This is a genomic window from Providencia sp. PROV109 (genome assembly GCF_033681625.1).
Classification (GTDB): domain Bacteria; phylum Pseudomonadota; class Gammaproteobacteria; order Enterobacterales; family Enterobacteriaceae; genus Providencia; species Providencia hangzhouensis.
On record NZ_CP096320.1, the window covers coordinates 3,431,735 to 3,455,977 of the forward strand.

Consider the following 24,243-nt stretch of genomic DNA (forward strand, 5'->3'; position numbering starts at 1 on the left):
CTTTAATTTAACAGTGAAAGTCGAAGCACTAACGCAACGAGTGTGATAATGAGTACAGGGATAGTCATGATAATCCCTGTTTTGAAATAATATCCCCATGTAATGGTCATGTTCTTTTGTGATAAAACATGCAGCCATAACAATGTCGCCAAACTCCCTATTGGCGTAATTTTAGGACCTAAATCTGCACCAATCACATTGGCGTAAATCATCGCTTGTTGAATTAACCCTGTCGCTTCACTCCCTTCAATGGATAGAGCCCCAATTAATACCGTGGGCATGTTATTCATTATGGATGATAAAAATGCCGTAATAAATCCAGTGCCTAGCGTTGCTACCCATAGTCCTTTATCAGCAAGATAATTGAGCGTTTCAGAAAGATAATCGGTTAGCCCTGCATTTCTTAAACCATAAACAACCAAATACATACCTAGGGAAAAAATGACGATTTGCCACGGCGCACCACGTAATACTTTTTTGGTATTAATCGTATGGCCTCTGGCCGCAATCACCCAAAGAATTAAGGCGCCAATAGCGGCAATCGCACTAATCGGAATACCTAAAGGCTCTAAGACAAAAAAACCAACAAGTAATAACACTAATACAAGCCAACCTGCTTTAAACGTCGTTATGTCTTTAATAGCTAAAGCAGGTGCACTCAATTTAGTGGCATCATATTGCTTAGGAATATCTTTACGGAAAAACCAATGCAACGTCACGAGCGTTGCGATAATTGCTGCAATATCCACTGGCACCATAATTGATGCATATTCCGTAAATCCAATATTAAAGAAGTCCGCAGAAACGATATTCACGAGGTTCGAAACAATCAGCGGCAAGCTCGCTGTGTCTGCGATAAACCCAGCAGCCATAACAAATGCCAATGTCGTACCTTTGTTGAAACCAAGTGCCAATAACATCGCAATCACAATGGGCGTTAATATCAATGCTGCACCATCGTTGGCAAATAAAGCCGCCACCGTTGCACCAAGTAGCACGATATAGCTGAATAGTAATCTTCCTTTACCCCCGCCCCACTTAGCAACATGTAATGCCGCCCATTCGAAGAAACCACTTTCATCTAAAAGTAGGCTAATAATAATTACTGCAACAAATGTCGCAGTGGCATTCCACACAATATTCCAAACTATCGGGATATCTTGAAAACTGATCACACCAAAGATCAGTGCCAATACAGCCCCGACTGTAGCACTCCAGCCAATACCCAGTCCTTTGGGCTGCCAAATAACAAAGGTGATCGTTAAAATAAAAATGAATGCGGCAATAAACATAACAACCTCATTTAAAAGGTGCTTTCGTGCACCTTTTACTCCTCTAAAATAAGCCTTATCGACTATATGTATTTAATACTTATTGAATCAACATATACGAATTTTCATATTCGTTTAGTTAAAAAATCACTAAGAGCAATGATTATTTATCTCTTTTGCATTCAAACTTTGAAGTAAGCCTGACACTCTATTTTTCTCTGTAGCATAGGTGACATCAATAATGCTTTTTACCCATGGTAGTAATGCCGGAGATAAGCGATAGTGAACCCATTTGCCATGCTTTGAATCTAACAGAAGACCTGACTCTCTTAGCATTGCTAAGTGCCGAGATGTCTTTGGTTGCGATAGATTTAAAGCCGTATAAATATCACACACACACAGTTCACCAGCTGCTTTCAAAAGCAGCACGATATCGAGCCTTGTTTGGTCACCTAAAATTTTAAACAGTTGTAATGGTTCCATGTGTACCTCTTCAATCTTTTCTTTAAATTACACATAAATAATACATACGTCAAATCGCATATATTATTTATGAACTATTTTGATTTTTTGCACTAACTGACTGGCGCATGATGAACAGTCGCGTTTCCATGATAATCAATACATTTAAGAAACTGATATAGCTAGACGTCAGTTGAACGAAGAAGGGTTAAAGGCCTACAGGATTCAATATAAATCCATATAACATTGATTATAAACAGCTTAAATTTATTCAATTTCGTACCATGTCCCCTTTTTATTTTGTGACTCAAAAATTAAGAGGTTTAGGCATCAGTTTTCCCAAAGCCTCCAGCATTGCAAAAATATCATCAGTTAAAGCTTTTATTGCAGATAATGAAACTCCAACCAGCCCCCCTACTCGTGTTTTCCACAACTCCGTTTCAAACGGAACCGTAAAATTAACACTAGTGCGATTTCAAATGACGGCAGTGATTAACCAATCTTATTTAAACTTCATTTTCAGGCTTTAGCTTGAACATGATGGTAGTTGATTCAAGGTCACCATTAACTGATTGAGCAAACTCAGGGATTTCACCGCTAACCTGCCATCCTAGAGAACTATATAAGCTAACAGTTATTCCTTTGGTATTTGTATCTAATGTTAAAAGTGCCAATCCTGTTTCCCATGCTATTTGCTCAGCCGCTAGCATTAGTCTCCTTGCTAGCCCTTTGCGCCTGTAATCAGGTAACACCAATAACTTACAAATTTCCCCTCGATGTTTACCATTTGGTTTTATGCATAGCTCAAGCCCAACGACACCAACAATTTTATTGTCTACCTCTACTGAGATCAGCTTAAAATTACTTGTTGATAAAGAGTGATTAACACCAACCCAATAATTTCTCATATCCTCTATTTGAGCTTTTGCGTCAGTATACCCAACACTAGCCCCACCAAGGACGCATCTATACAATAAATTGGTCAGCTCATCTATTTTGTTATCGCTTATTTTGCCACTATAGCAACGTATAATCATATTTGCGCCTCAATAAGTGTGTCATTGCACAACAAGTTAGTAGATTAACTATGAATTAATTGAGCACACAAGTAACTAAAATTTTATAGATATATTTGAAATTGCCTCGGTAACTTCGGAGCAAATGATCTGGTCATCTTAAAGAGGGTCAGTTAAAGGTAGGTAGCTATCCGCGCTCCTGTTAGCTGATAACCATTAAACCACCCATAGTGCCTGTAGCGATTACATTGTTTTCTTTCTGACAGGTCATAAGCTCGTAGCTATATCTAAGTAACTAAAACTAAACAAGTGACGGTAACAATAAAATTGACACCTACATTAATGAGTATAATAATCATTTTCATATATGGGGTTTATCTTAGGGAGCGAAATGGAAAACTGCTCATTTACACTCCAGGTCTAAGGTTTCAATTTAACAGAACGGGATTTGATAAAAATAATATTATCTACCTTAGCTCAATGGAATACGCTAATAACGTAATCACTCGTGCTTTAAAGAGAATTAATGAAATAGATAAAACACAATAAGATAGTTTGCAGTAGACCACATGCGGGATTATACCGCATGTAGATATAATCTATTGATAATGCTTAATTTTGTCACAAAACCAGAATAATGATAATTGGTCATCGTTTCAGTGACCAATGGCAATAAGCAGCAACACATTGTTTTTATTACTAACGATCACTGTGACCTCTTTAAACCTTAGCGTAACCCCACCGTTATTGGCTTAACCCTTGCTGTAATCTTGCCGATTATAATTGATATTTAACACTAAAAAATTATTGTAATTTCTATCGTCCTATTTCATATTCAAATAGAACTTAACTAAAATTAATGAGGCATTATGGACAAGGCATTAATTGTCATTGACGCACAAAATGACTATCTTTCTGATGGTCGGTTTCCCTTATGGAATATTGATACTACTTTGGAGCATATATCCAATAAAATTTCAGAGTATGAAAGAACTGGTGATATTGTGATTTTTATTCAACACTTATCACCACAAGGAGCCGTTTTTTTTGATGAAACAACAGATGGTTGTGAACTTATCTCTAAACTCACTAGCTTATCTCCAGGCCATTTGATTGTGACTAAAAAGCATGGTAATTCCTTTGATGAAACAAATCTCAATGACTTGCTTATAACCCATAATATTAACCATATCGAATTATGCGGGATGATGACTCAAAATTGCGTCCTATTTACTGCTATTTCTGAACAAGCAAAAAAATATAAATTATCAGTATTAGGTAACTGCTGTACAAGCGTCTCACCTGTAATTCATGCTGTAGCACTGAGGGGCTTATCTAGAATAACGAATGTTATTTAAATTACTATAAATACTCACCAAAGCTACGTACTCGTAGCTTTCTTTCTATTTTCTTTGCTGTAACTTATTGATATTTATTCAGAGGACCAAATTGTCCTGCAGGTATCGCAATACTTATCTGCATTGTGGTTACTTTTATCTCATGGGCATTATTAGAGTATTGCCAGCCAGTGACGAGCCACTAATTTCAGAGTCTCTTAATGCTAGATTAACTATTGAACAATATAATCAGCGGTCAATATCATTATATTTCCACCATGTCCGTTGCAATCAATCCTAACTACATGTTTTGGTGTCTGTGTTATTAATGTGTGCGCGTTTTCAAAATGAGTTATTGATGTCAATTTATGATCGATTGCGCCAGATGTATAAATAGCCTCTACTGATAGCTTACATAAATCATAGTTCATTTTTTCAGCATAAAGAAAATCCCAATCACCATAATTAGACCTTTTTCCATCTGCTACTAATGGGTCAATACCATTACTAGAATGTGCATAAAAACCAGAGCAGGAAATCATTAACAAGCTAGCAACTATGTATCCTTTCATCTCACCATCCCGTCAATTAGTTTCAGTCATGTTAGCTTAGCGGAAGTGCAAATTAAAGTTAATTAGTTGGAGGCACATAGCCTGGGAACATAGTCAAAGTGCAATGCGTTATTAGAAATATGATTACGACTAACACCGTCATCCCAACCCAAGGATTCCATGGTTTCATTGAAAATCTCCATTTTTCATTGATAAAACATCATCCTGGAATGTTGGCATTTGGAGTTATAGTCATAGTGCATTTTGCTATAGCGAATATAATAGAGAAATATATTAAGTACCCAAGCCAATTACGCATATCCCCCCTCCAGTTGTATAGAAAACAAATACTAGGATAGATACAGATTTCAGGCAATAACCAGCAATACCCCTAGCAAGTTGATGATAGTAACGCTTGGTATGCAGGATTAAAAAGAGCAGGAATAGAAAATTTCCGCTTTCATGATCTGCGGCATACATGGGCTAGTTGGTTAATTCAGTCTGGCGTCCCGCTTTCAGTTCTACAAGAAATGGGCGGCTGGGAGTCGGTTGATATGGTGAGAAGATATGCTCATTTAGCACCTAATCATTTAACTGAACATGCGAAGCAAATAGACACGATTTTCGGTACTTGCGTCCCAAATACGTCCCAGTTAGCAAAAGTGGAGAATTTTAAATGATAGTAATTGATTGAAAATTAATCCCTACAGGATTCAATATAAAGCCATATTATATTGATTATAAACACATTAAATTCATTCAATTTCATACCATGCCCCCAATTATGCCCCCTTTTTATTTTGTGACTCAAAAATTAAGAGGTTCAGGCTTCAGTTTTCCCAAAGCCACCAGCATTGCAAAAATATCATCAATGGAAATTTTATTGCAGATAATGAAACACCAATCATAAATAACCTTATCCGTGTTTTTCACGACTCCGTTTCAAACGGAACCATAAAACTAACACGGATGTAATCTCAAATTGACTTGCCATCAACCAATATTATTTAAACTTTATTTTCTGGCCTGAGTTTGAACATGATAGTAGTTGATTCAAGTTCGCCATTAACTGATTGTGCAAAAGCAGGAATTTCTCCGCTAGCCTGCCACCCTAGCGAGCTGTATAGACTGACAGTTACTCCTTTCGTATTTGTATCTAGTGTTAAAAGTGACAATCCTAATTCCCATGCTATTTGCTCAGCCTCTAGCATCAATTTTCTTGCAAGCCCCTTACGCCTGTAGTCAGGCAATACTAATAACTTACAAATTTCTCCTCGGTGTTTGCCATTTGGTTTTGTGCATAGCTCAAGCCCAACAACGCCAACAATTTTATTGTCGACCTCTACTGAAACAAGCTTAAAATTATTCATGGATAACGAGTCATTAATGCTAATCCAATAATTTCTCATATCATCAATTTGAGCTTCTGCGTCAGTATACCCAACGCTAGCACCACCAAGGACGCATCTATACAACAAATTGGTAAGCTCATCTATTTTGTTTTCGCCTATTTTTCCGCTATAACAACGAATAATCATATTTATTCCTCAGTATGAAAGTCATTAAACAGTATTTTGGTAGATTAACTATGTATTAACTAAGCGAGCAAGTAACTAAATTTATATAGACAGATTTAAGATTGCCTTGATATTTTTGGGTTAGTTGAACCGGTCATCTTAAAGAGGGTCAGTTAAAGGCAGGTAACTAATTGTGGGTTAGTTTAAAGGGGAGAAATGTCCTCTTTAGCAAAATAATTCTTACTTGCTTGAATAAAGTAAATGCTCAGGGTCAAGCCACACAACATAGAATATATGCCCTATGAAAAATCCATGTATGCGCCCATGCTCATTACTTGATATTGATAACTGGTATGGTTCATAGGATTTAAATTGCTCATTCAAATTAGTAAATCCATTTTTTTCAGATGTTCCCGACCAATCAATAGGGTGCGCCCTAAGTGCGGAGCTTCTTTCTTGAAGGATTTCTTTAGCTGTGAAGCCAGAAATTGATTTCAATCTGTCAAACAATTTACAAAAGTAATCAGCATTTTTAGACGTGACATTAAATTTACTATGGGAAGGGTCAAGATGTCTAAATGAAAAACTAACTGTCGTAGTTGGCGGTGTAATAGAGCCAGCAGAGATAGTCGATACTGGCTTACTATTATTTCTGGCTCTAATCCTTGCACTTTTAGCCATTACTGATTAGCCATTTCTCTATAGAAGTTAGCCGTTAGCTCTTTATCAATAATGAATTCGCAAGGTTCGTCATCTGCGATACCATTTCTAGCTTCTCGCCATGGTTGCTCACTATGGGTCATTTGCTCCAGCTCATAAGCACTATAACCACCAAAAACACTATAAACCTCTTTGAGGTGGTCGATTACATCTGTGCTTAAATCTTTTGGGCATTCGATTGGCTCAATAATCGGCTTCCATTTGTAATCAGCAAATCGACGATATAAAGCACGAACGACAGGGCCATGTACCCACGCCTCAAACTGGTCGTCAATTAATTGCTCACCATTATTTAGAGCCATATACCAAGCATCAGCATAGAAAACCATTTTTTGTAATTTAAGTGGTGTAATTAAATCGCCGTGCTCCTGAGCAAAGCACAGCAAGTAATCAGCTACGCTATTGAGGTTCGCTACAGCCATTTTTATACTCCTTTATAATCACGTTAAGCTTCTTGGTTTATCACAGTATGTCATCAAACCTTTTTTTAGCATATCAGAAAAATGCTTTTTTGTGATGCTACTAGACGCCATTAGACTCCACTAGACACTCACCAGACTTAAAATATCTCTTATTTGAGCTCGATTAAATACTAACATTTACTAACAGGTAACTATCTGCGCCCCTGTTAGCTGATAACCATTAAACCATTCATAACGACCTGTAGCCGTGACTTTGTTCCCTTTCTGGCAGGTCATAAGCTCCAGCGCGTTAATATCGAATGCCACTACCTTTAGTGGGTACGGGCTACGCTTGTCACTCTCAGCCTGAATAGTCATTGTGGCCATAACTTTACCTGTGGCTGTTTTAACTCTCTCAGGGGCTTTTATTACCGTTCCTGATGTGGTGATCCTGATTGGTTTTGCTTTTCTCATTTCTGGTCTATTCATCTTGATACCATCACAATATAAGCTATTGGTTAAAATAAAATGCTGATAGGACTCTGGATATACAGGTAATCGCTCTAATTATCAGTGGTGATCGAAACGTTAATTTATCCATGATGATACGGGATAATCCCGTATGTAGATATAAGCTGTTGATTATACTTAATTCCGTTAAATCGACGGAATCAAAATATAACTAATTGATAACGTTTAATTCTGTCACAAAACCAGATTAACGCTCATTGGTCATCGCTTCAGCGACCAATGGTAAGAGGTGGCAACACATTGTTTTCATTACTAACGGTCAAATTGACCATCTGAAGCCTTAGCGTAACCTTAGTGTTAGTTTCCATTTGCTAAAGTCCGTTTTCACTGGAAACCATTGTGGAAACCTCGCCGTAATCTCGCCCTGATTCCTTACCGTAACCTTACCGTTATCGGATTAACCCTCCCCGTAACATCCCCGTTTAACCTTGCCGTAATCTTGCCGTTTAATCGTGTTATACGGACCGTAATAGGACCGTTATTTTAGCTTTAGTCATTCATGTTCAGAGTAGATAACCTATTGATTTACTAAGTAACGCATATTTGCGTCACGGTAAATTATTAGCATCTACAGATTACAACAAAATATCATTTAATGAATATGGGCGACTAATCACCCATATTGCCAATCAGGTATCAAGCAAACCTATTTATTTTTACTTTTATTCCAAATTATAAAATGAATGATCCCTAAACCACCGTGACCATAAATATAAATCTCAATTAAAATTGTGAGTGATTTATGAATACTTCTAGCCTCTAAAGCAAGTGGTGACTGCTGTAACCATAGAATAAACCATGCAATACCAGACAAAATAACAATTGATAAAGCACCTAACCCTAACCCTTGAACTGTCGCGGCAAGCCCTTTAGGTGAGCTGTCTGGTAGCTTTTTAGCTAAAAGAGAGTTTATATCTTCTTTGATTTGCTTAAAGTCCCCCCAGAGATAGGGATAAAAATATCTAAACCCTCGCTGGTTAAAACATAACACGACTAAAAAGAACGTTAAGAAAAAAAGCACAAAACCTGAAACGATATGAATCCAAGTGAATAAATAAGTCTCGTCAAAAAACGGAACAACTACTGACTTAGTTCCCGTCATCCAATTACTCACAATGATTTGTGATATTACCAAAAGTAGAATTAACGCATGTAAAATTCTTATTTTTTTAGTCTGATAAAGCCCAAAAAAATCCCAAATCGATTTTAATATGCTCACAATGCTTCACCTTTTTTATAATATTTCTCACAGACACAATTTAATAGTTTATAACACTCTTGTTTATGGCTTTAAGTCCTAAGCGTAGAATATTTTATATGAAATATAGTTCACATCTACCAATTAATTACGACCATCCTTTTAAGATGATTACATTTATCGTTATGAGATGTTTTTATTATCAGTATGAAATTAATATTCAGAGGACAAAATTGTCCTGTGGGTATCGCAATGCTTATTTGCATTGTGGTTACTTTTGGTGGTTACCAACGTGGTTACTTTTATCTCATGGCCATGATTAGAATATTGCCAGCCAGTGACGAGCCTCCAGTTTCAGAGCCTCATGACTCCTTGAGATTAAGGAGTCCTATTCAATCGCCTTAAGTGCCCTTGATTTCAAGGCAACCTATTATCGTTTAGGTGCTGGCTTCGTCCATTGGTAGGTAGGTGCTGTCATTCTCCGTCTGTGACGTTCTTTAGCCTGTATTGTCTGGGCTACACCTGTTCTAATCGCTAACCTATCGCGTCCGTTGAGTGATTGCCCTTGCTGGTGGGCTAACTCCATCATAACGGCTTCTATTGCTTCACGTTGTAACATGGCTATACCTCAAAGGTGTTGTGATTATCGCTATACCTTGATTGTGCTGAATTGGAACAATCAAAGCCCATCAATCCACTAGCATAAAACATGCTGTTTTGCTGGCAACCAGAGTGGCAACCGTCAAGATAGCAACCAAGTTATATCCGTCAAAACTAGTCCAAACTTATTACCCTTGTTTTGCTGCGTACCATTCTGCGTACTTTTATGCAACATCATGATTTTATTTAATTATAACGAATCGTTAGAATTAAGCGCGTACCTACTGCGTACCTATTTGATTTTGGACGGGGCTTATAAATTTCTTTGGCGTGATGACAAGTTTTGACAAGTTTTCGACCACAACAATTAACAACATTTACTTTGTTCTCATGTCAGGTTTTGTCAGGTTCCCATGTCTGGTTTTGTCTGGTTCTGATGTCAACAATTGTCAACATTCAGCGGATAGAGTATCCAGTAAAATATAGCCTTTTCGGTGGATACCAAAACGAATACCTTACAATCACTATAGCAACACCATAGTACCACCGTGGTTTATTTAAGTACCATTTCGGTACGTTATTATTGTGATTCTTTTTGTTATCAATATAACTACACCGTGTTTTTCGTATGGGTTAGCTGTACTGGCTAATACTTAGCTACTTTGGCTAAAGGCACTAATTTGTGGTTTTGATATGAGAGCTTCATTTCAAGCCGTCCTCAGTATCAAGGGTAGCATTTCAACTGTCACCCTTTCCGACTGTGGACATAATCACAATCGTTAACCCTCCTCAATTTTGAGGGCATTGTTTCTATTGATAAATACAGGCTCAAAAAATGAGTCGATTGATTCTATTGGTAAAATTAGACTGTGCTCAAATTTGAGCTTTGTCATGCATTCAGTTAGTTACAAGGCGCAATAATACGCTTTGCTTGTTTTACAGTAAGTTACCCTGACTTTGTTATATTAAGTTATACAATTACTCGTTAAATCCACCAGCAATTTTACATTTTCTAATCTGTATAACATCGTTATACGCTGATATAATAAGCACTCAATGAGTTAATAACGGACTATTATCATGAGTAAATCTAATCTTATTGCCTTTCGTTTACCTGCTGAACTACAAGCCCTGTTTAATGATGCTGTATCGAACTCTGGTAGCGATAAAACATCGTGGATAGTCTCAGCTATCAAAGAGAAGCTAAACCGCCCAGACAGTAATCCTGACGCTCGTATGTTATCGCTAGTGGAACGCCTAGAATCTTCTGTGGCATCTTTAATTGCTGGTAAGGCAGATATCCCACCGTATACCTATAATGAGTCTGCTGTCGTTTCTGTGGTTAATTTGGTGCTATCAGAGGGTATAGATAACGGGCGCATTATCGCTGAACGAATTAATGAGGCTGGATATCAAACTAAAGGCGGTAAAGCGTGGGATAAGGATATTTATTCAGCGTGGAAGCGTCACAAGGATATAGCAGGGAAACTGAGTAGCTAATTACCCCTGTAAAACGTGGTATTCAACTGCGCATTAAACCTTAGCATTTCTTAGCATCTAGTGCGCAATTTACCGATACATTCCGATACACATAAAACTGCGCGCAATGACTAAGTTTTTTAAGTTCAATGTGTAGTTTTATGTAGTAGTAAAATGCGAACAACCTTAACATTTCTCAACAATGAACCATAACAATTGATAACAGGTTATCATTGAACAAAACCAGACAGAAAGCGGCTTTAATGCTACATTCCCACTTCATGGCCAACTGCGAATTCGCACTTTTGTTCGCAGTTTTAGTGCGCAATTTTGGCATCAATGCGCAATTCCATTTAATACTAAATATTATCCACTTATCAGTATGTTATCTACCAATAACTCAAATTAACTGTTTAGAGTGCGCGTTTCGTTTTGCGCAATAACCTCTAGTTTTCTCTAGTAGCAAGGCTAGTTTTGGCTAGTAGTAAAATATCAATGGCGTGAGGTTTCGTGAGGTGGTACTGCGTGAAAATATTAGGTTATCCTTATCTTAATACCCGACGTTAATTTATCGACAAATGGTATAAACGCCTGCCAGTAATAATCCTCTAGTCTTGCCTGTTCTGCTACTAACTTATCGAATGTAGCCCACCTCATACCTTTGGGTTTTCTAAAGTTATAAACATATTTAGTTAAATCGCTAACATCTGAACTATAGCCCCAAATAGCAAAGCGGCCTACTCGCACCTTGCGCCTTAATCGGTCAAGCTTGTTTTCGCTCTGGCTGGCATAGTGGAAATTCCAACACGCTCTACAGGCTAAATCTTTACGACTAAAATAAAGCTCGGCTCTACGTTTACGGCAATAGGGGCATGAATACCAATAGCGAACGCCATAACCCGCTTGAGTGGTAACGAGTGATAAAGAAAATCGCTTATCGCCTATAACAACCAAGTAATTATCACCATTTTTACCAATGATTAATTTACCTGCGCTAGTATTCCACTGTAACCCTTCACCATCGTTTTTAAACTTTCTGATAGCAGCTATAGTGCCATGCCCGATAGTTGGTAATGCGTCCGTATAGTGCCTTGATTGTGGTCTCATAATGCCTCACCATTTCTAATCCGAAATAATATGAGTTTTTTATAAATTGTCATTCTCATTATCTCGTCAATCCCTGTGATACCAATAGATATAAGCCTATTTCAACGTAAGATTAATATTCTCTTTTTATGGCCTCAAAATACTCTTCCTGCGATGTCCGAAAACCAACCGCTAACGTGTCCGATAATTCAGTCTAACGTGTGTAAAAACTCCTGTTCTACGATGTGTAAAAACTATCTAACTGCCTTTGCTAACGTGCCCGAAAAGTCATATTTCCCCCTCGCGCGCGTACTGTTCACGAAAGTACCGAGTTAACGCTTCAATTCTTCCTGAATATACTTAGCTAAATTGGGTAATGTTTCCTCAACACCTTTTTTCAGGAACTCTTTTTTAGCCGTTGGGCGTTTAAACTTCTGCTTAACTTTCGGGTCATGCACATACGCGGCATAGCTGGCGGAATAACCAATACGCCCCGTTACTCGTGTGCCGTTAACGGTGACTGTTCGAAACTGGCTATTAATCAATGTCGAGGTATCGATAGGCGTATAGACTGCGGCTTGTGCTCCAGCGTCGATAAGAAACCGCTGCATAGCTAAAGACACTCTTTGCTGAACATGGCTAACATAGCGGTCAAAGCTACCGTTTCCTTTTTTACTGACAACTTTTACTTTTATCATTGCTGTACTCCAATAAAACCAAAGGGCAGATTGCTGCCCTATACATAATTACAAAGAGCCTGTCGCCTTCCTTGGGGCATTATGGTGAGTTGCCATTGCTCCGCTTATCTCGCGTCCATCGATAATGTTACGGACAACGATATTAACCACGTCACGCTCGTTTAATCCTCGTTCTGCGGTTACATCAACTGTTGCGCCTGAGGCTTGCTGGTACACGTTGATGATCGGAGGTAATCGACTGCCGCCCTGTAAATCTTTGTTTGATATAACTCGCCCATTGTCACCAGGGATCATGTATTGCTTGCCCGTACTCGCTTGGAATATCTCAGGCTTACCATTTTCACCGACACGATAGTATTTACTCGCATCAACTACCCCACCATGCTCACGCCCACCACCAAAACTAAGCGCAGACATAGCCATTCCTGATGCTTGCGCCCCTTGATAGGCTGATAATCCTGTCCCTGATGCGGCTCCGCCCGTTGCGATAGATGCCGCTATTGCCGCAGGTGTCCAAGCTGCCAACGCTGCCGCACCTCCCACCTTAGCCGCTAGTACATTTGCTACTTGCGCAGATTTACCAATCGTTTGAGTAAGTATGAAGTTTTTAAGCATCTCCACACCAACCTGAGCAATGGAGTTTACAACACTGTTTAGCATCGTATTACCTAACGAACGCAACGCCTCGGACGCATCCATTGAGCCAGTGATTAACCCTGTCATGACGTTTGAAACATTACCCGCCAGAGAATCAACCGCTGAAGCTAACATTTCATAGCCTAGGTTCTGCTGCCTCATTAGTTCCCATTGTGCCGCTAACTGCTGCTGTTGATACTCTTTCTCTGCTGCGGTTCTGAGTAGCTGATATTGCGCATCGGTTGCCGCTTTCGATGCGGTGAACTGGTCATGGCTAATTTGTTGTTTTGCATAGGCTTCATTGAGTATTTGTAACTCTTGCGCCTTGTATTCTTTCATCATGGCCAACTTCTGAGTATGCTCATTAGCCAATGCCTGAATTGGGTCAAATTTAGCGCGGTTTTCCTCAATGTAATTCACTGAGGCATTGATTTTGATATCGGTCATTCCCTGATTAAATGACACCATCGCCTCACGCCCCATGCGCTCAAAATCCTCCTTGTTGATGAATCCCTCATCTAACAAACGCTTAAGGGTTTTAACTTCCTCACCAAAGGTATGCGCCAGTTTTAATTCTGGGGTGACTTCTTGAGCCGCAATAAAATCATTCACGCGCTGATTGAGGTCAAACAGTTCCGCAGCCTCTTTTGAGATAGCCGCTTTTTGTTTCTCTGTTGCCTGCGCTCCGAGTCGCTGAACGGCTTCATAGATTGCCATTTGGCGGTTAACATCGGCTGCGCCACTTTCCAGTAATCCATAGCGTTTTTTCAGTGTGGCCAACTGCTCACTCTGACGTTTTATCGCTTCATTCGCTTGGTTGGCGGCTTTAGCTGATTTGTTACCTTTTGATTTACTGCTTAGCGCGGCTTCTTGGGCTTCACGTAACTTGCGTATGGCTTCAATGGCTTTCGGGAGTTCGGTATTGTAGGCGGCTGAACCTTGTTTTAATCCCATTTGCATAAGGAGTAATGAGGCGTTGTATTCATCCAGTGCCGGCTTACCGTCTTTCATGCCAATTGTGAGGGCTTGGGTGCGCTGCTCAATCTCAGTAAGCGAGTTAGCAAGGTTCAAGCTGACCGTTTTATCAAATTCATCCGTTAACTCTTTGATTTTCTGTTTAAATATTTCAGAGTCTTTAACAAAGCCGTCAGCAATCAACGCCTTTTCTAGCTCTTTGATAGCCTGTTCTTTCTTAACTGCTGCCTCGCTGCCTAATTCCAGTGATCGGGCTACTTGTTGGTTAGCATCAATCATGCCTTTAGCTTGGCGTTGGTAAATTAAATCGGCTCTGGTCAGTTCGTCTGTTTGTTGCGCTCTAACCTTAGCAATATCAGCGGCTTTTCCTTGCGATACCGTCCAGCGTCGAATATTTTGCTCACCTTCAGAAATAAGTAGCTCATATTGTTGCTGTTTTTTAGTCAGCTCCTTGATTGCGTCAACATAGCTGTCTAGCGCATAAGTAGAGCCTATTTCTCCATCTTGTTCTTTAAGTTTATTAACTGCCTTTTCAATTCTGCCAAGTTCTTCTCTATGGGCTCTGAGATCCACATTTACAGCTTCAAGGCTTTTTTTCTGTCCATCTAGCTCTGTGGTTGTTTCCGCTATCTTCTCGCCTAAACGATTAGCCACAACACGCGCCTGTTTTGCTGACAGTTCGTCGATTTTATCAATCCACTGATCTACCCTGTCGTTAAACTCTTTAGTTGCGGTATCATCGTTCATGGCGTTATATAATGCGTAAACACCTGCGGCAGCTAAAAAGAATACGCCAGTAGGACCACCTAATAATCCCACTGTGCCCCGTAACCCTTGCATAGCGATAGATTGAGTTTTAGCGGCTTGTGCTGCGCGGTTATTCGCTGCGGTCACTGCGTCCGTTGTGGTCGCTAGTGTGGCTTTCGCTTTTTGCTCTAATGCTAATGCCGCATTTAATTTATGGGTTGCGTTGGCTTCAACTTCTTTCGCTTTAGCGACTTGAGCCTCAACACGCGCAATTTCTTTCCCTGTTGTGGCTAAATGCGTTTTGATTTTGGTTTCTGTGGCGTGTAGAGCGTTGCTGGCTTTGGTGACGCGTTGTAGATTTTCCTCACTCGCTGCCATTTGATAGGTTATTTCGGCATCCTTGAGCTGTACCGCCTGTCGTGCTCTCAGTGACTCTAAATCACGTTGCTTGGCATCATTAGCCGCTTCTAGTGAATAAACGTGCTCTAACGCTGCCTGAGCCGCTTTTAACTCGGCTTGTGCTGATACGGTCAGATTTCTAGCGTTAATGACTTCTTGGGAGGCTGCGGCTTGTAATGCCTGTGCTTTCATTTGAATAGCGCGAGTATGTGAAACCTCGGCTTGTGTAGCGTTAATCGCCCCTTGAGTATGTTGTAAGAGTGAGGAGGTGGCACTGCCAATATTAGAAATATACCCCGCACCTAATAACCCAGAGACATTACTAATTACCCCTGTAAAACGCGCATTCGCGCTAGTCGCTCTGTCTGTAGCGGCTGATGCTGCGCCAATTTGCCCTGTTAACTCACTCATTTGACGTGATAAGCGGTTAATTTCAGGCATTTTTAACGCACTGGAAACGGCCATTGCTGTTTTATCAAAACGGTAAAAGGCTTTCGACGTATCATCAGCCTGTTTACCCATTTCAGCCATTTTGCGCTTTGTTTCTCTAATCGCTTTATTCGCTTCAAGCAAGCTCTCAGTCTCACCATGTATTTCTATTGTATAACCTTCACCGTGATACGTCATGATTGTTCCCTCTAATTAATGCACGGCTGATAAGCCACTGACATTACCGTCACGTAATGCAAAACGAGTCATTTCGCCAATCACATAAATACACTGATCTGTGATGGAATAAGGCTTGGTAAATACGTTTAGGTAAGGAAGCAATAAATCACATGCTTTACTCTCAACATCGAACGACTCACCACGAGACTTAACAATCGATACCGCATTATCAAATAACCCTGCCGCCAGCAACTCAGGGATCACTTCGCCTGTAATGCCGTTATAAGTCACTAATGTTGTTCCCGTTTCCGCTTTTAGCCCATCAACATAAATCTGAGCTATAGTGCTTGCTAACTGTTGTAACTTTTCCATTAGAACCCCTCTCGCTGTAAGGCATCACTTAATAGACCTTGAATTAATTGACCAATAGGCGCTCGTTGAATGAAAACATCTTTTTCACCCTGTTTTTCTTTAAATTTTTTAACACGATCTACTATGTCGCTTTCAATTGACACTGCCTTGAAGGTTCTTTTTTGCTTATCCATGATTATTTACCCACCCTGTAGTTATATACACTACAATTATAATCCAGAGTAAAAAATAAACAACAATATATTGCTATAAATAATCGAAAGTATAGAAATATTTTCTACCTATCTTGGCTTTGATGGTATTAAGATTAAGACAACAAAAAAACCGACTCAAGGTCGGCTTTTGTTTTTTAGGTGGGTTCTAGTTTAGAGGTTTTGCATAGTTGGTTAGAATGGCTAATTTACCATCTTTATCTCTAATACCAACTGAAACTAACACTTTGTACCCTTCTTTGTCGTATTCAGCCTTTATCTTGCTACACCCTATTTTATTTAGGCAAGCAATAAAGTTTGATTCATCCTCAATTTTAATTATTTTATTTGTTGGATCACCATACGCTACATTCACCTCATCAACCGCATTGTTAAATTTCTTCATTACTTCTTGTTGGCTTGTTTCACCCAATGCCTCTGAGCGTAATACTTGAACCAACCCTAGTTTTTTATTAAATATTAAAACCGTTGATCCTGTAACTCCGCTTGGAGTATTGGTTACCTCACACACAGGGAACTTACATCCTTCACCATCTAAGTTTAACTTTTGGATATCCTCCACCGACTGCCCCCACTTAAAGCCGTAGGGTGCTGGCGGACTGTTATCACATCCCGATAGAAACAAAGCCAATAGAGCCGTTATCATGATTTTTTTCATTTGGTGATCCCTTTAGTTGATAAGGCCAATTATACATAACCGCCTCGGCTTATGCTTTGGCGGTTGTTACCTTGCTATTTTTTAGCCCATTCCGCCAGCTTTTTCTCTGCTATGGCTTGCTGTTCTGGTGTAATTTCTCCATTAGGTTGCCCGAACATATCAAACCGATTGCCGCCCAGAGTAAGAGCTTTCAAATAAGCCTTGCGGCTGATGTATGAGCGTAATCCCTGTTTAATGTGGCTCTCGGGGATATCCAGCTCTTTATCTTTAACCTCGGCAATCATAGCTTCCTTAATGCCAATCATTAGCGGCTTGGCTTCTGGCTCACTGAATAGCGTCCAGTGCTTCGCTATACGGTCGATACGGTGTTGTTTCTTCTTCGCGTGAACATCTGCCTTGTTTTTCTTCTTCGGTTGCTGTGGGGCTTCCTGTGGCGTTTTAGCCTGTATGCTTTTTTGGGCGTTCGTCGCTGGTGGATTTTTCCGTTTTAGTGTCAGTGTTTGAGTGCTCATTTAAATATCTCTCTATAGGCGAAAATCGATTTTTCTTTGGGATAACGGGATAAGTTGATTATTTACATTTAATATCATCAGGTTAACTTATCCCAAACACCCTATTTTCTTATCCCAGACTTTTTATTTTTGGGATAACTTTGGTTTTTAATTAACATTTATAACAATTTATTATCATTACCTTTGGGATAGCTTGGGATAACATGGGATAAATAGAAGTAACCTAACTTAATAATACTGTTATCTTTTTTAGTTCTTATCCCGTTATCCCACTTATCCCAGCGTTTTTGATTCATCACAAGGATTCTGTTCTGGCTGGCTATTCTTCCTCACTATCAATTAAGACAACAAATCGCTGCTGGCTACCGTTGATGCTGATAGTTTTACCGTCTACGCGCCCTGATTCTGGTCTGACTAAAACACCTGCCTCGTCGAGTGCTTCAGCCCCTAGTTTCTTTTGGATGCCTGAGAGTATTTCATCTTCGAACACTGACGGGATAATGTGATATTCGTCCTTGCCGTCCTCTCTGCGCCCAGAAACCAAATAGCCCGCAAGGTTTGTTATCCTGCCTGCGTAAGTTCGGTCTAGGTCTCCGTTACGCTTGCCATAGGTGTATGGCTGAAAGCGATTCAATCCATAGCGTTGAATGAAATCCCTTGCCCGTTTAACAACTTGGTATTTTTCGCGGTTCCCTGTGCCGTAGTTCTCCAGCCACTCATTGAAGCTATTACGAATAAAACGGCTACATTCGGCAATATCCCAACCCGTTATTGATGTTGCTAGCTCTGCGGTAGCGTCCAACATGGCAAAACGGGTAGCGACTCGTTTAACCTGCGGTGATGCTTCTTCGGGTAAACTCGATAACCATTCGTTTTCTTTGAAGGTTACTTTCTGGTTGGCCATGTCCTGATTGTTGGCTAAATATTCAATCCATGCCCTACCGACTGCCCCGCAATGCTGCGTTGATGCGCGTTTTATTGCTCGTGAATGCAAATCACCATCATCAAGGCTGTGAAACTCAACAGTATCGGTAAATGGCACGCTAACCAACCGCACTAATTGCCCTGCTTTGGGGGTAACGCCATTACGAATGAGGTAAGTTTCAAAATCTTCCTCACCCGTTGATAACGCCACAATCGCCCAACGTAAAACGGCTTTGTTTCCACCGTCTTTATTGCCTTGTATGCGCCCCGTACCATTGAATAGGCTGTAGGCACTTCCTGCGACATGCCGCACATCGTTACCCTGTCCAATTTCATCAATCGGCATAAACCCATCATTTCGTGAAGCGGCTTCAATCGTTAGCCCGTACTTCGTCGCATCCCATGTTAATTTCAGTTCATCGGGTACACCGTAGATACTTGAGGCAGCTTCTACAGTGGTGGTTTTCCCTGCTGAGGATTGAGCAAATAAGTGAATGCCAAACGAGCTACCGCCCGATAATGAGTTCAGAGGGGCAGCTAACGCGACTAAACCACCTAAAATCATGGATTGGTTGCCTTTCATTAAATTACCGACATTCTTCCGCCAGCTTTCCGCGGTTCCCCTGACGATATAACCCGCAACGGCAGACGTTCCGCCACAAAAAGCAACAGGGCGGCTAGGTGTGCCAATAATATGACCATCAGGCATCACGTATGCCCCATCATGCCAACCAGCGGTATGTGTGATCGTCCATTCGTCGCGCGTTCCTTTTCGCTGAAGATAGTTAGCCAGTAAATCCAATTGACCGCGCTTAGTTGTGATATTTACGCCACGGGAGCGCAATCTTCCCCATCCTTGAGGTGAGCCTAATTCACGCCTCGGAATGGCTTCATAAATTATGCGGTTGCTGCCCTCTTGCTTCATTTGGATAACTAAATAACTGTCTTTGCCATCAGAGCCAATGCCTACCGTTGCCATTTCATCCGAAAACCATGTTTCTTTTTCGTCAATTTCGCCCGTCGTGTTGTTTTGTTTGCGTTCGATGTAATACAAACCACCGTGACGCTTATCAAAAAATGGGGCTAAATCATCGTGTGTTCTAACTTTCTTTTTCGCGTCAATTTGGATCACGTTATCCTCTTTCACTTCCTCACCTTCCTGCTGACCCACTTGAGCATTAAATGCCTGTCTTGCTGCCTCAATACCGTGTGATAAGCGATAATCATCCCAATCGGCTTTATCATCGGTAGGCGGTAAAACCGTAATGCCATTGACTGCCTTAGCTCCCCTTTCTGCAGCCAATTTCCCTGTATTGTCTTGGTCTGGCTTAATATCGTTGTCACCTGCAATGATAATCTTGCTCTCTGGGTACTTCGCCCGCATCACCTTAGCCACATGAATTAAGTTACCCGCATCAATTGCCGCTACTGTGTGCGCTTCTGGTTGAATTAACTGGCACGTCATGGCGGTTGCCAATCCTTCAGCGATAATCACCGTAGAAACATTTACAGGCTCATTGATAGGGTAATAGCTGCCATTCTTCGTACTATCGAGTAATAGCCGTTTATCGCCATTGGGTTTAATGGTCTGTGCGGCTGTAATTGTGCCGTCAGTGTCTATCAATGGAATAATTAGCGAACCATCAGACAATAGAGTCACGGTGGTACTATCAAACCCTTTCGCCTTGAGATACTCAGACTCGCCCTGTTTAGCTTTGGCAATAGTGCGGTTGTATCGCGCTGTAAAACGTTTATGCTTCTCTATCTGCTCGTTAGCTTGGCTCTGGGCTTGCTGCGCTTTCAATGCGTCCTGTTGCGCTTTTACCTCATGGCTACGGTAGGCTGGTGGATTATCTGAACGGGTATCAATTCCAATCATGCCAGCCACTTCATACGCGGCTTCTGTCACGCTACTACCCAGAACACGCTGAACTAAGTCCAACCCATCACCCGAGCCGCACTGACTACAAATAAATGTGCCGTTGCCGTCTTTGTCGTCAAATCTAAAACGGTCTTTACCGCCACAGTGAGGGCAAGCCGTGTGCGTGTTTAGGGGCACTTCTGCCCCGAGGTTAGATAATATGTTTTGCCATTGGCCGTTAGCTTTCAGCTTTACATCACGGATAACATCAATCGGCTTCATTCTCTGCGCCTCCAGCTGGTTCAGCCATTTCATGAGACACACTTAAAACAGATTGATATAACGCCTCGCCTTCCAGAGTAAGACGCCCACAATCTACCGCTTTAGTTAATGCTTCTAATGCGGCCGTTTCGTATTCCTCAAACTGGTCTATTAGCGGCTCAATAAAGCAAACCTCAGTTAAGAAACAAAGGTACTCAATCGGTGAAATTTGTTGTTTGTTAGTACGGCCTTGGCATGTTTCCGTGTAGGTGTAACATTCCTCAAAGTCATTCGGGCGGCTTTTAAATACAGCAAAGGCAAAGGCTTTCAGCGCATCATCAAGCGAGTTCGCTTTGGTTTTAAATGGGATAATGTTACTCATTGAAATGCTCCTTTGTTCGCCAGTAAATGGGTTAAATTATTAATCATGATCCCCCCTATCAGTGAAACACTGGCATAGTGCCAACTTCACTAGAACGAGCGATTTTCATAAGGCCATCATGCAAGATAGTTAGCCCCTTTCGCCCTTTTTCAGAGAGGCGATTTCCCACTTCTGGCTGCATATTGATAAAGTCCATGTAAGCCCTGATAACTAACTGCCGCCCCATTTCCTGCCCGTATTGCTCACAAACAAAGTCCTCCATATGCGTAGTTAACAACGCACGTTCGCCCGATGGATAAACCGATATCCCCGAACCGTTATCGCTGTAATACAGCGTGGCAATATCTTTGCCGCCTCGCTCATTGTCGAGTTCAATAACGCCATGTTGATCTCTTAACTCTTGAACAAATGACGCAGCCACTACCCAACGGCATAAAATCAACGTTTGCTCTAATGTTGGGTTAAACAAGCGTTCTCGTTCACCTTTTGAGATTGCCAATACAAGCTCAAACCCCATGAGCAAATCCGTGTCAAAATCACCAGCATCAAGGGATTTAAGCGCATCGTCGTAACTAATCACCTCGTTAAGCTGATCATTCTCACGATAAACGACCAATACACCTGTGGCACCATAGCCAAAACTGGCAACGTTACGTTTGATAAATAAGCTCATTATTTGCTCCCTGCCGCTTCGTTCATTTCATCCCTAATCGAATAAACAACAATCAACACCGCCCAGATCATGTTTCTGGTTTCGCCACACTCTTCAGCTTCCAGCCACGTAGAAAGTAAAGTAATTAGCATTAATACTTTTGCTTTGTGCGGCTCTAGTAACATTTCCACTTCGCGTTTCTGTTCCTGATTCATTACTTCACCTCACGCACATAGTTAATTCGAATACTGGTTAAACCGTCTCGTTGCGCTTCTCGCATCACTTGCGATTGAGCGTCTTTCTGGGTGGCTGATATCACACGTTTGCTAATACCTAGCGTTAAGCCTTTTGGTGTTGTGCCATATCCTGCGATTTGAAACGTTCTCATGAGCGATAATCCCCCATATCCTGAATGTGTAGCTGTGAGGCTTGTTCAATGGCCATTACCATTGGTTTAAGTGCTTTCTTCTCCTTGCGACGTAGGTTCATGGCATAACTTCCGCGCCTACCGTGACCTTGATAAGAGTCAGCCTCTAAGCGGCTAATCAAGTTCTGAGCCTCACCAATTGGCATGGCTTCAAGTTCCGCCAGCGTGGGTATTTGAATGTGTTTAATTTCGGGAAACTCAGACAAACGAAAGTAGCTGTTAACCATTGAGCGTTGGACCTGCCACGACAAATCATCAGTAAATGGCTTGGCAACCATCAAATAACCTGATTCAGTGATAAGCATTAGCTCTTTTGCTTTTCCGCCTATTTCTAGTTCGGGCAACTCGGTACGTATTACGTACTTAGTGAGCAAAAAGTAATCTACCCCATCAATGAAGTGTTTTTTATGCGTGTTAAATGTGCGCTTTGCTGTACCTTTCGGGCGTTGGTGTACCTCGTCAATCATGGCAAAGGTCACAACTCGCTTACCTTGATACATAAATGGGCTTAAGCTGGTGGCATTGATAGTGACCTGTCTCATTTCATCACCTCCGCTAACCTAGTGATTTCTTTCTGCTGAGCACACACAAGGCGGTTAACTGCTCTCAGAAGAAAATGCGTATCGGTATCAGCTTCATTCTCTACAGCGGTTAACAGTGGGATTAGTAACGCTTGGAGTTCTTCGTTAATATGTTCGACTTCTTCTAAGGTAGATAAGTGACCAACTTTTAATTTAACTGTTTTCATTTGGTCGCCTCCTCGAGGGATTCGCATATTTCTGCGTTGAAGTCATACGCAATAGAAACGAGGTCGATTAACTCACGCGAACAATCGCTACTCACTTGCTCCAAGATAACGGCAAGCAATGAATTATTTTGCTGCGCTTTGTATGCGGCTCTGTCTAATGGAATAGGCTTGCTCATGCTTCCCCCTCAGATACGGCTTCTTCTGCTGTCTTGCTGATAATTTCAATTAGCTGAATTTTGAGTTCTGCTTCATCACGTTGGTTCGATAAAGACAAAGCGGCTTCTGCTAGGCGTTGGATTTTGTTCAATGCGTCAGATAGGCGTGAAATACTCATGCTTTCACCTCCTGTGCCACAATTTCCTCTTGAAGAAATACACAAACATCACCTGATAACTTCGCCATAAGAGAAGCCAAAGTGGATATTTCACTGTCTTGTAACTGGTGCGGGTGTGATTCAATGAGCAGGTTAATTAACTCAATCTGATGCGCCTTTTCAGCGGCTTGATGAATATTGATATCTGCCATGATTAAGCCCTCCCTGCATAGGTGTATTCGTTGCTGAACTGGCTTAATGGAACAATGACAGGACTATCAAAGCCGTCTCTCTGAAAGGTCACACGGTTGAATTGAACCGATAGAACTTTGACGGTTTCGCCATTATTTTTGTGAGTGTAGAAATCATTAGGTTGAGGGTTACGCATGATGTTTACCTCCAATAGCAGGTAAGCGACCAGCGAATATCAGCATGTAATCACGTACAAGCATCAGTCTTGCACTGTTCTCGTTCGATGCTGTAACAACAATACGGCAAGGTTTAGCGGTGTAATCGCTACGGTTTAACGCGAGGAATAACCATCTGTACGATTGGTTAGGGGTGAGACTAGTCCGCCCTGTGACGGGTGTGTTATGCTTACTCATAGTTACCTCGATAGCTTCGTTATCGGTGGTGATTAGATGCCCCGTTAGTGTTCCACCACTGCGGGGCATTGTTTTTATATAGC

The 24,243-nt window shown here is 41.0% G+C and carries 32 protein-coding genes and 1 pseudogene; 3 read left to right on the forward strand and 30 right to left on the reverse strand.

The window, feature by feature from the left end:
- Window positions 1-2: 2 nt before the first annotated feature.
- From M1F25_RS15745 to M1F25_RS15755, 3 genes are all read right to left on the reverse strand, one after another.
- Complete coding sequence (locus tag M1F25_RS15745; protein ID WP_112307351.1) at window positions 3-1,292, reverse strand: arsenic transporter; 1,290 nt, start codon at window positions 1,290-1,292, stop codon at window positions 3-5.
- Window positions 1,293-1,421: 129 nt separating this feature from the next.
- Window positions 1,422-1,754 (reverse strand): metalloregulator ArsR/SmtB family transcription factor, encoded by a 333-nt coding sequence (locus M1F25_RS15750; RefSeq protein ID WP_004262433.1) that lies wholly within the window; start codon window positions 1,752-1,754, stop codon window positions 1,422-1,424.
- A gap of 485 nt (window positions 1,755-2,239) precedes the next feature.
- A complete protein-coding gene (locus M1F25_RS15755; protein WP_096863249.1) occupies window positions 2,240-2,770 on the reverse strand; it encodes a GNAT family N-acetyltransferase in 531 nt (176 codons plus the stop codon).
- A gap of 848 nt (window positions 2,771-3,618) precedes the next feature.
- Here M1F25_RS15755 and M1F25_RS15760 point away from each other — a divergent pair.
- Window positions 3,619-4,107, forward strand: a complete 489-nt coding sequence (locus M1F25_RS15760) for an isochorismatase family protein (protein ID WP_004262441.1) — start codon at window positions 3,619-3,621, stop codon at window positions 4,105-4,107.
- 212 nt (window positions 4,108-4,319) lie between these two features.
- Here the strand turns inward: M1F25_RS15760 and M1F25_RS15765 are convergent, their stop codons facing one another.
- Window positions 4,320-4,658: a hypothetical protein gene (locus M1F25_RS15765; protein WP_112307353.1), complete on the reverse strand. Its 339-nt coding sequence runs from the start codon at window positions 4,656-4,658 to the stop codon at window positions 4,320-4,322.
- Window positions 4,659-5,032: 374 nt separating this feature from the next.
- On the opposite strand from M1F25_RS15765, the pseudogene M1F25_RS15770 reads away from it, so the two are divergent.
- Window positions 5,033-5,317 (forward strand): annotated as a pseudogene (locus tag M1F25_RS15770) (site-specific integrase); the annotation flags it as partial.
- 327 nt (window positions 5,318-5,644) lie between these two features.
- Here the strand turns inward: M1F25_RS15770 and M1F25_RS15775 are convergent.
- The 6 genes from M1F25_RS15775 to M1F25_RS15800 all read right to left on the reverse strand — a co-directional run bounded on the left by M1F25_RS15775 (window position 5,645) and on the right by M1F25_RS15800 (window position 9,623).
- A complete protein-coding gene (locus M1F25_RS15775; protein WP_181488312.1) occupies window positions 5,645-6,175 on the reverse strand; it encodes a GNAT family N-acetyltransferase in 531 nt (176 codons plus the stop codon).
- 219 nt (window positions 6,176-6,394) lie between these two features.
- The gene (locus M1F25_RS15780; RefSeq protein WP_220129047.1) at window positions 6,395-6,835 is read right to left on the reverse strand and encodes a hypothetical protein; all 441 of its coding nucleotides are present in this window, start codon (window positions 6,833-6,835) and stop codon (window positions 6,395-6,397) included.
- Window positions 6,835-7,296, reverse strand: a complete 462-nt coding sequence (locus M1F25_RS15785) for a Panacea domain-containing protein (protein ID WP_181488314.1) — start codon at window positions 7,294-7,296, stop codon at window positions 6,835-6,837. Before M1F25_RS15785 ends, M1F25_RS15780 begins: the two co-directional genes overlap by 1 nt.
- Before the next feature lie 180 nt (window positions 7,297-7,476).
- Window positions 7,477-7,764, reverse strand: coding sequence for a hypothetical protein (locus tag M1F25_RS15790; RefSeq protein WP_181488316.1), 288 nt, complete (start codon window positions 7,762-7,764; stop codon window positions 7,477-7,479).
- A gap of 688 nt (window positions 7,765-8,452) precedes the next feature.
- Window positions 8,453-9,025: a cytochrome b/b6 domain-containing protein gene (locus M1F25_RS15795; protein ID WP_181488318.1), complete on the reverse strand. Its 573-nt coding sequence runs from the start codon at window positions 9,023-9,025 to the stop codon at window positions 8,453-8,455.
- 409 nt (window positions 9,026-9,434) lie between these two features.
- Window positions 9,435-9,623 carry a hypothetical protein gene (locus tag M1F25_RS15800; protein ID WP_036960459.1) on the reverse strand — a complete coding sequence of 63 codons (189 nt, stop codon included), beginning with the start codon at window positions 9,621-9,623 and terminating at the stop codon, window positions 9,435-9,437.
- A 1,061-nt stretch (window positions 9,624-10,684) separates the two neighbouring features.
- Between M1F25_RS15800 and M1F25_RS15805 the strand changes: the two genes are divergently transcribed.
- Window positions 10,685-11,104, forward strand: a complete 420-nt coding sequence (locus M1F25_RS15805; RefSeq protein ID WP_181488320.1) for a hypothetical protein — start codon at window positions 10,685-10,687, stop codon at window positions 11,102-11,104.
- 513 nt (window positions 11,105-11,617) lie between these two features.
- On the opposite strand, the gene M1F25_RS15810 is transcribed toward M1F25_RS15805, so the two are convergent.
- The 20 genes from M1F25_RS15810 to M1F25_RS15905 form a co-directional block, all read right to left on the reverse strand.
- A complete protein-coding gene (locus M1F25_RS15810) occupies window positions 11,618-12,190 on the reverse strand; it encodes a hypothetical protein (RefSeq protein ID WP_181488322.1) in 573 nt (190 codons plus the stop codon).
- A gap of 311 nt (window positions 12,191-12,501) precedes the next feature.
- Window positions 12,502-12,867: an HK97 gp10 family phage protein gene (locus M1F25_RS15815; protein ID WP_166185453.1), complete on the reverse strand. Its 366-nt coding sequence runs from the start codon at window positions 12,865-12,867 to the stop codon at window positions 12,502-12,504.
- Between the two features lie 48 nt (window positions 12,868-12,915).
- Window positions 12,916-16,251, reverse strand: a complete 3,336-nt coding sequence (locus M1F25_RS15820; protein ID WP_181488324.1) for a hypothetical protein — start codon at window positions 16,249-16,251, stop codon at window positions 12,916-12,918.
- A gap of 15 nt (window positions 16,252-16,266) precedes the next feature.
- Window positions 16,267-16,605, reverse strand: a complete 339-nt coding sequence (locus M1F25_RS15825) for a hypothetical protein (RefSeq protein ID WP_004906508.1) — start codon at window positions 16,603-16,605, stop codon at window positions 16,267-16,269.
- Window positions 16,605-16,778: a 3-hydroxybutyryl-CoA dehydrogenase gene (locus M1F25_RS15830; RefSeq protein WP_080641485.1), complete on the reverse strand. Its 174-nt coding sequence runs from the start codon at window positions 16,776-16,778 to the stop codon at window positions 16,605-16,607. The genes M1F25_RS15825 and M1F25_RS15830 overlap by 1 nt, the downstream gene beginning before the upstream one ends.
- A gap of 187 nt (window positions 16,779-16,965) precedes the next feature.
- The gene (locus M1F25_RS15835; protein WP_004906510.1) at window positions 16,966-17,475 is read right to left on the reverse strand and encodes a hypothetical protein; all 510 of its coding nucleotides are present in this window, start codon (window positions 17,473-17,475) and stop codon (window positions 16,966-16,968) included.
- Window positions 17,476-17,549: 74 nt separating this feature from the next.
- On the reverse strand, window positions 17,550-17,987 hold the full coding sequence (locus M1F25_RS15840; RefSeq protein WP_181488326.1) for a ProQ/FINO family protein: 438 nt from the start codon (window positions 17,985-17,987) through the stop codon (window positions 17,550-17,552).
- A 158-nt stretch (window positions 17,988-18,145) separates the two neighbouring features.
- Window positions 18,146-18,283 (reverse strand): hypothetical protein, encoded by a 138-nt coding sequence (locus tag M1F25_RS15845; RefSeq protein ID WP_165119736.1) that lies wholly within the window; start codon window positions 18,281-18,283, stop codon window positions 18,146-18,148.
- Window positions 18,284-18,306: 23 nt separating this feature from the next.
- Window positions 18,307-21,087, reverse strand: a complete 2,781-nt coding sequence (locus M1F25_RS15850; protein ID WP_282561947.1) for a DUF927 domain-containing protein — start codon at window positions 21,085-21,087, stop codon at window positions 18,307-18,309.
- Window positions 21,041-21,415 carry a hypothetical protein gene (locus M1F25_RS15855; protein WP_004265397.1) on the reverse strand — a complete coding sequence of 125 codons (375 nt, stop codon included), beginning with the start codon at window positions 21,413-21,415 and terminating at the stop codon, window positions 21,041-21,043. The genes M1F25_RS15850 and M1F25_RS15855 overlap by 47 nt, the downstream gene beginning before the upstream one ends.
- Before the next feature lie 58 nt (window positions 21,416-21,473).
- A complete protein-coding gene (locus M1F25_RS15860; RefSeq protein ID WP_181488330.1) occupies window positions 21,474-22,088 on the reverse strand; it encodes a hypothetical protein in 615 nt (204 codons plus the stop codon).
- Entirely contained in the window at window positions 22,088-22,282 is a 195-nt protein-coding gene (locus tag M1F25_RS15865) for a hypothetical protein (protein WP_181488332.1), read from the reverse strand. The genes M1F25_RS15860 and M1F25_RS15865 overlap by 1 nt, the downstream gene beginning before the upstream one ends.
- Complete coding sequence (locus M1F25_RS15870) at window positions 22,282-22,455, reverse strand: hypothetical protein (RefSeq protein ID WP_165880165.1); 174 nt, start codon at window positions 22,453-22,455, stop codon at window positions 22,282-22,284. Before M1F25_RS15870 ends, M1F25_RS15865 begins: the two co-directional genes overlap by 1 nt.
- A complete protein-coding gene (locus tag M1F25_RS15875) occupies window positions 22,452-23,036 on the reverse strand; it encodes an ORF6N domain-containing protein (protein WP_181488334.1) in 585 nt (194 codons plus the stop codon). Before M1F25_RS15875 ends, M1F25_RS15870 begins: the two co-directional genes overlap by 4 nt.
- Window positions 23,033-23,242, reverse strand: coding sequence for a hypothetical protein (locus tag M1F25_RS15880; protein ID WP_105880952.1), 210 nt, complete (start codon window positions 23,240-23,242; stop codon window positions 23,033-23,035). Before M1F25_RS15880 ends, M1F25_RS15875 begins: the two co-directional genes overlap by 4 nt.
- Complete coding sequence (locus M1F25_RS15885) at window positions 23,239-23,418, reverse strand: hypothetical protein (RefSeq protein ID WP_004255431.1); 180 nt, start codon at window positions 23,416-23,418, stop codon at window positions 23,239-23,241. The genes M1F25_RS15880 and M1F25_RS15885 overlap by 4 nt, the downstream gene beginning before the upstream one ends.
- Window positions 23,415-23,576 carry a hypothetical protein gene (locus tag M1F25_RS15890; protein WP_004255433.1) on the reverse strand — a complete coding sequence of 54 codons (162 nt, stop codon included), beginning with the start codon at window positions 23,574-23,576 and terminating at the stop codon, window positions 23,415-23,417. The genes M1F25_RS15885 and M1F25_RS15890 overlap by 4 nt, the downstream gene beginning before the upstream one ends.
- Complete coding sequence (locus M1F25_RS15895) at window positions 23,573-23,767, reverse strand: hypothetical protein (RefSeq protein WP_165119740.1); 195 nt, start codon at window positions 23,765-23,767, stop codon at window positions 23,573-23,575. Before M1F25_RS15895 ends, M1F25_RS15890 begins: the two co-directional genes overlap by 4 nt.
- 2 nt (window positions 23,768-23,769) lie before the next feature.
- Window positions 23,770-23,943, reverse strand: coding sequence for a DUF4222 domain-containing protein (locus M1F25_RS15900; protein WP_004265088.1), 174 nt, complete (start codon window positions 23,941-23,943; stop codon window positions 23,770-23,772).
- Entirely contained in the window at window positions 23,936-24,229 is a 294-nt protein-coding gene (locus tag M1F25_RS15905; RefSeq protein WP_318826253.1) for a host cell division inhibitor Icd-like protein, read from the reverse strand. The genes M1F25_RS15900 and M1F25_RS15905 overlap by 8 nt, the downstream gene beginning before the upstream one ends.
- Between the last annotated feature and the right edge of the window lie 14 nt (window positions 24,230-24,243).

Bases quoted from the DNA above. Each gene is read 5' to 3' on its own strand.
- M1F25_RS15780 (WP_220129047.1), bottom strand. From the start codon at position 6,835: ATGGCTAAAAGTGCAAGGATTAGAGCCAGAAATAATAGTAAGCCAGTA.
- M1F25_RS15835 (WP_004906510.1), bottom strand. From the start codon at position 17,475: ATGAAAAAAATCATGATAACGGCTCTATTGGCTTTGTTTCTATCGGGA.
- M1F25_RS15790 (WP_181488316.1), bottom strand. From the start codon at position 7,764: ATGAATAGACCAGAAATGAGAAAAGCAAAACCAATCAGGATCACCACA.
- M1F25_RS15845 (WP_165119736.1), bottom strand. From the start codon at position 18,283: ATGAATCAAAAACGCTGGGATAAGTGGGATAACGGGATAAGAACTAAA.
- M1F25_RS15760 (WP_004262441.1), top strand. From the start codon at position 3,619: ATGGACAAGGCATTAATTGTCATTGACGCACAAAATGACTATCTTTCT.
- M1F25_RS15875 (WP_181488334.1), bottom strand. From the start codon at position 23,036: ATGAGACAGGTCACTATCAATGCCACCAGCTTAAGCCCATTTATGTAT.
- M1F25_RS15865 (WP_181488332.1), bottom strand. From the start codon at position 22,282: ATGAATCAGGAACAGAAACGCGAAGTGGAAATGTTACTAGAGCCGCAC.
- M1F25_RS15785 (WP_181488314.1), bottom strand. From the start codon at position 7,296: ATGGCTGTAGCGAACCTCAATAGCGTAGCTGATTACTTGCTGTGCTTT.
- M1F25_RS15840 (WP_181488326.1), bottom strand. From the start codon at position 17,987: ATGAGCACTCAAACACTGACACTAAAACGGAAAAATCCACCAGCGACG.
- M1F25_RS15750 (WP_004262433.1), bottom strand. From the start codon at position 1,754: ATGGAACCATTACAACTGTTTAAAATTTTAGGTGACCAAACAAGGCTC.
- M1F25_RS15825 (WP_004906508.1), bottom strand. From the start codon at position 16,605: ATGGAAAAGTTACAACAGTTAGCAAGCACTATAGCTCAGATTTATGTT.
- M1F25_RS15890 (WP_004255433.1), bottom strand. From the start codon at position 23,576: ATGAGTATTTCACGCCTATCTGACGCATTGAACAAAATCCAACGCCTA.
- M1F25_RS15900 (WP_004265088.1), bottom strand. From the start codon at position 23,943: ATGCGTAACCCTCAACCTAATGATTTCTACACTCACAAAAATAATGGC.
- M1F25_RS15850 (WP_282561947.1), bottom strand. From the start codon at position 21,087: ATGAAATGGCTGAACCAGCTGGAGGCGCAGAGAATGAAGCCGATTGAT.
- M1F25_RS15880 (WP_105880952.1), bottom strand. From the start codon at position 23,242: ATGAAAACAGTTAAATTAAAAGTTGGTCACTTATCTACCTTAGAAGAA.
- M1F25_RS15870 (WP_165880165.1), bottom strand. From the start codon at position 22,455: ATGAGAACGTTTCAAATCGCAGGATATGGCACAACACCAAAAGGCTTA.
- M1F25_RS15895 (WP_165119740.1), bottom strand. From the start codon at position 23,767: ATGGCAGATATCAATATTCATCAAGCCGCTGAAAAGGCGCATCAGATT.
- M1F25_RS15810 (WP_181488322.1), bottom strand. From the start codon at position 12,190: ATGAGACCACAATCAAGGCACTATACGGACGCATTACCAACTATCGGG.
- M1F25_RS15815 (WP_166185453.1), bottom strand. From the start codon at position 12,867: ATGATAAAAGTAAAAGTTGTCAGTAAAAAAGGAAACGGTAGCTTTGAC.
- M1F25_RS15755 (WP_096863249.1), bottom strand. From the start codon at position 2,770: ATGATTATACGTTGCTATAGTGGCAAAATAAGCGATAACAAAATAGAT.
- M1F25_RS15830 (WP_080641485.1), bottom strand. From the start codon at position 16,778: ATGGATAAGCAAAAAAGAACCTTCAAGGCAGTGTCAATTGAAAGCGAC.
- M1F25_RS15765 (WP_112307353.1), bottom strand. From the start codon at position 4,658: ATGAAAGGATACATAGTTGCTAGCTTGTTAATGATTTCCTGCTCTGGT.
- M1F25_RS15745 (WP_112307351.1), bottom strand. From the start codon at position 1,292: ATGTTTATTGCCGCATTCATTTTTATTTTAACGATCACCTTTGTTATT.
- M1F25_RS15775 (WP_181488312.1), bottom strand. From the start codon at position 6,175: ATGATTATTCGTTGTTATAGCGGAAAAATAGGCGAAAACAAAATAGAT.
- M1F25_RS15885 (WP_004255431.1), bottom strand. From the start codon at position 23,418: ATGAGCAAGCCTATTCCATTAGACAGAGCCGCATACAAAGCGCAGCAA.
- M1F25_RS15905 (WP_318826253.1), bottom strand. From the start codon at position 24,229: ATGCCCCGCAGTGGTGGAACACTAACGGGGCATCTAATCACCACCGAT.
- M1F25_RS15855 (WP_004265397.1), bottom strand. From the start codon at position 21,415: ATGAGTAACATTATCCCATTTAAAACCAAAGCGAACTCGCTTGATGAT.
- M1F25_RS15820 (WP_181488324.1), bottom strand. From the start codon at position 16,251: ATGACGTATCACGGTGAAGGTTATACAATAGAAATACATGGTGAGACT.
- M1F25_RS15860 (WP_181488330.1), bottom strand. From the start codon at position 22,088: ATGAGCTTATTTATCAAACGTAACGTTGCCAGTTTTGGCTATGGTGCC.
- M1F25_RS15805 (WP_181488320.1), top strand. From the start codon at position 10,685: ATGAGTAAATCTAATCTTATTGCCTTTCGTTTACCTGCTGAACTACAA.
- M1F25_RS15800 (WP_036960459.1), bottom strand. From the start codon at position 9,623: ATGTTACAACGTGAAGCAATAGAAGCCGTTATGATGGAGTTAGCCCAC.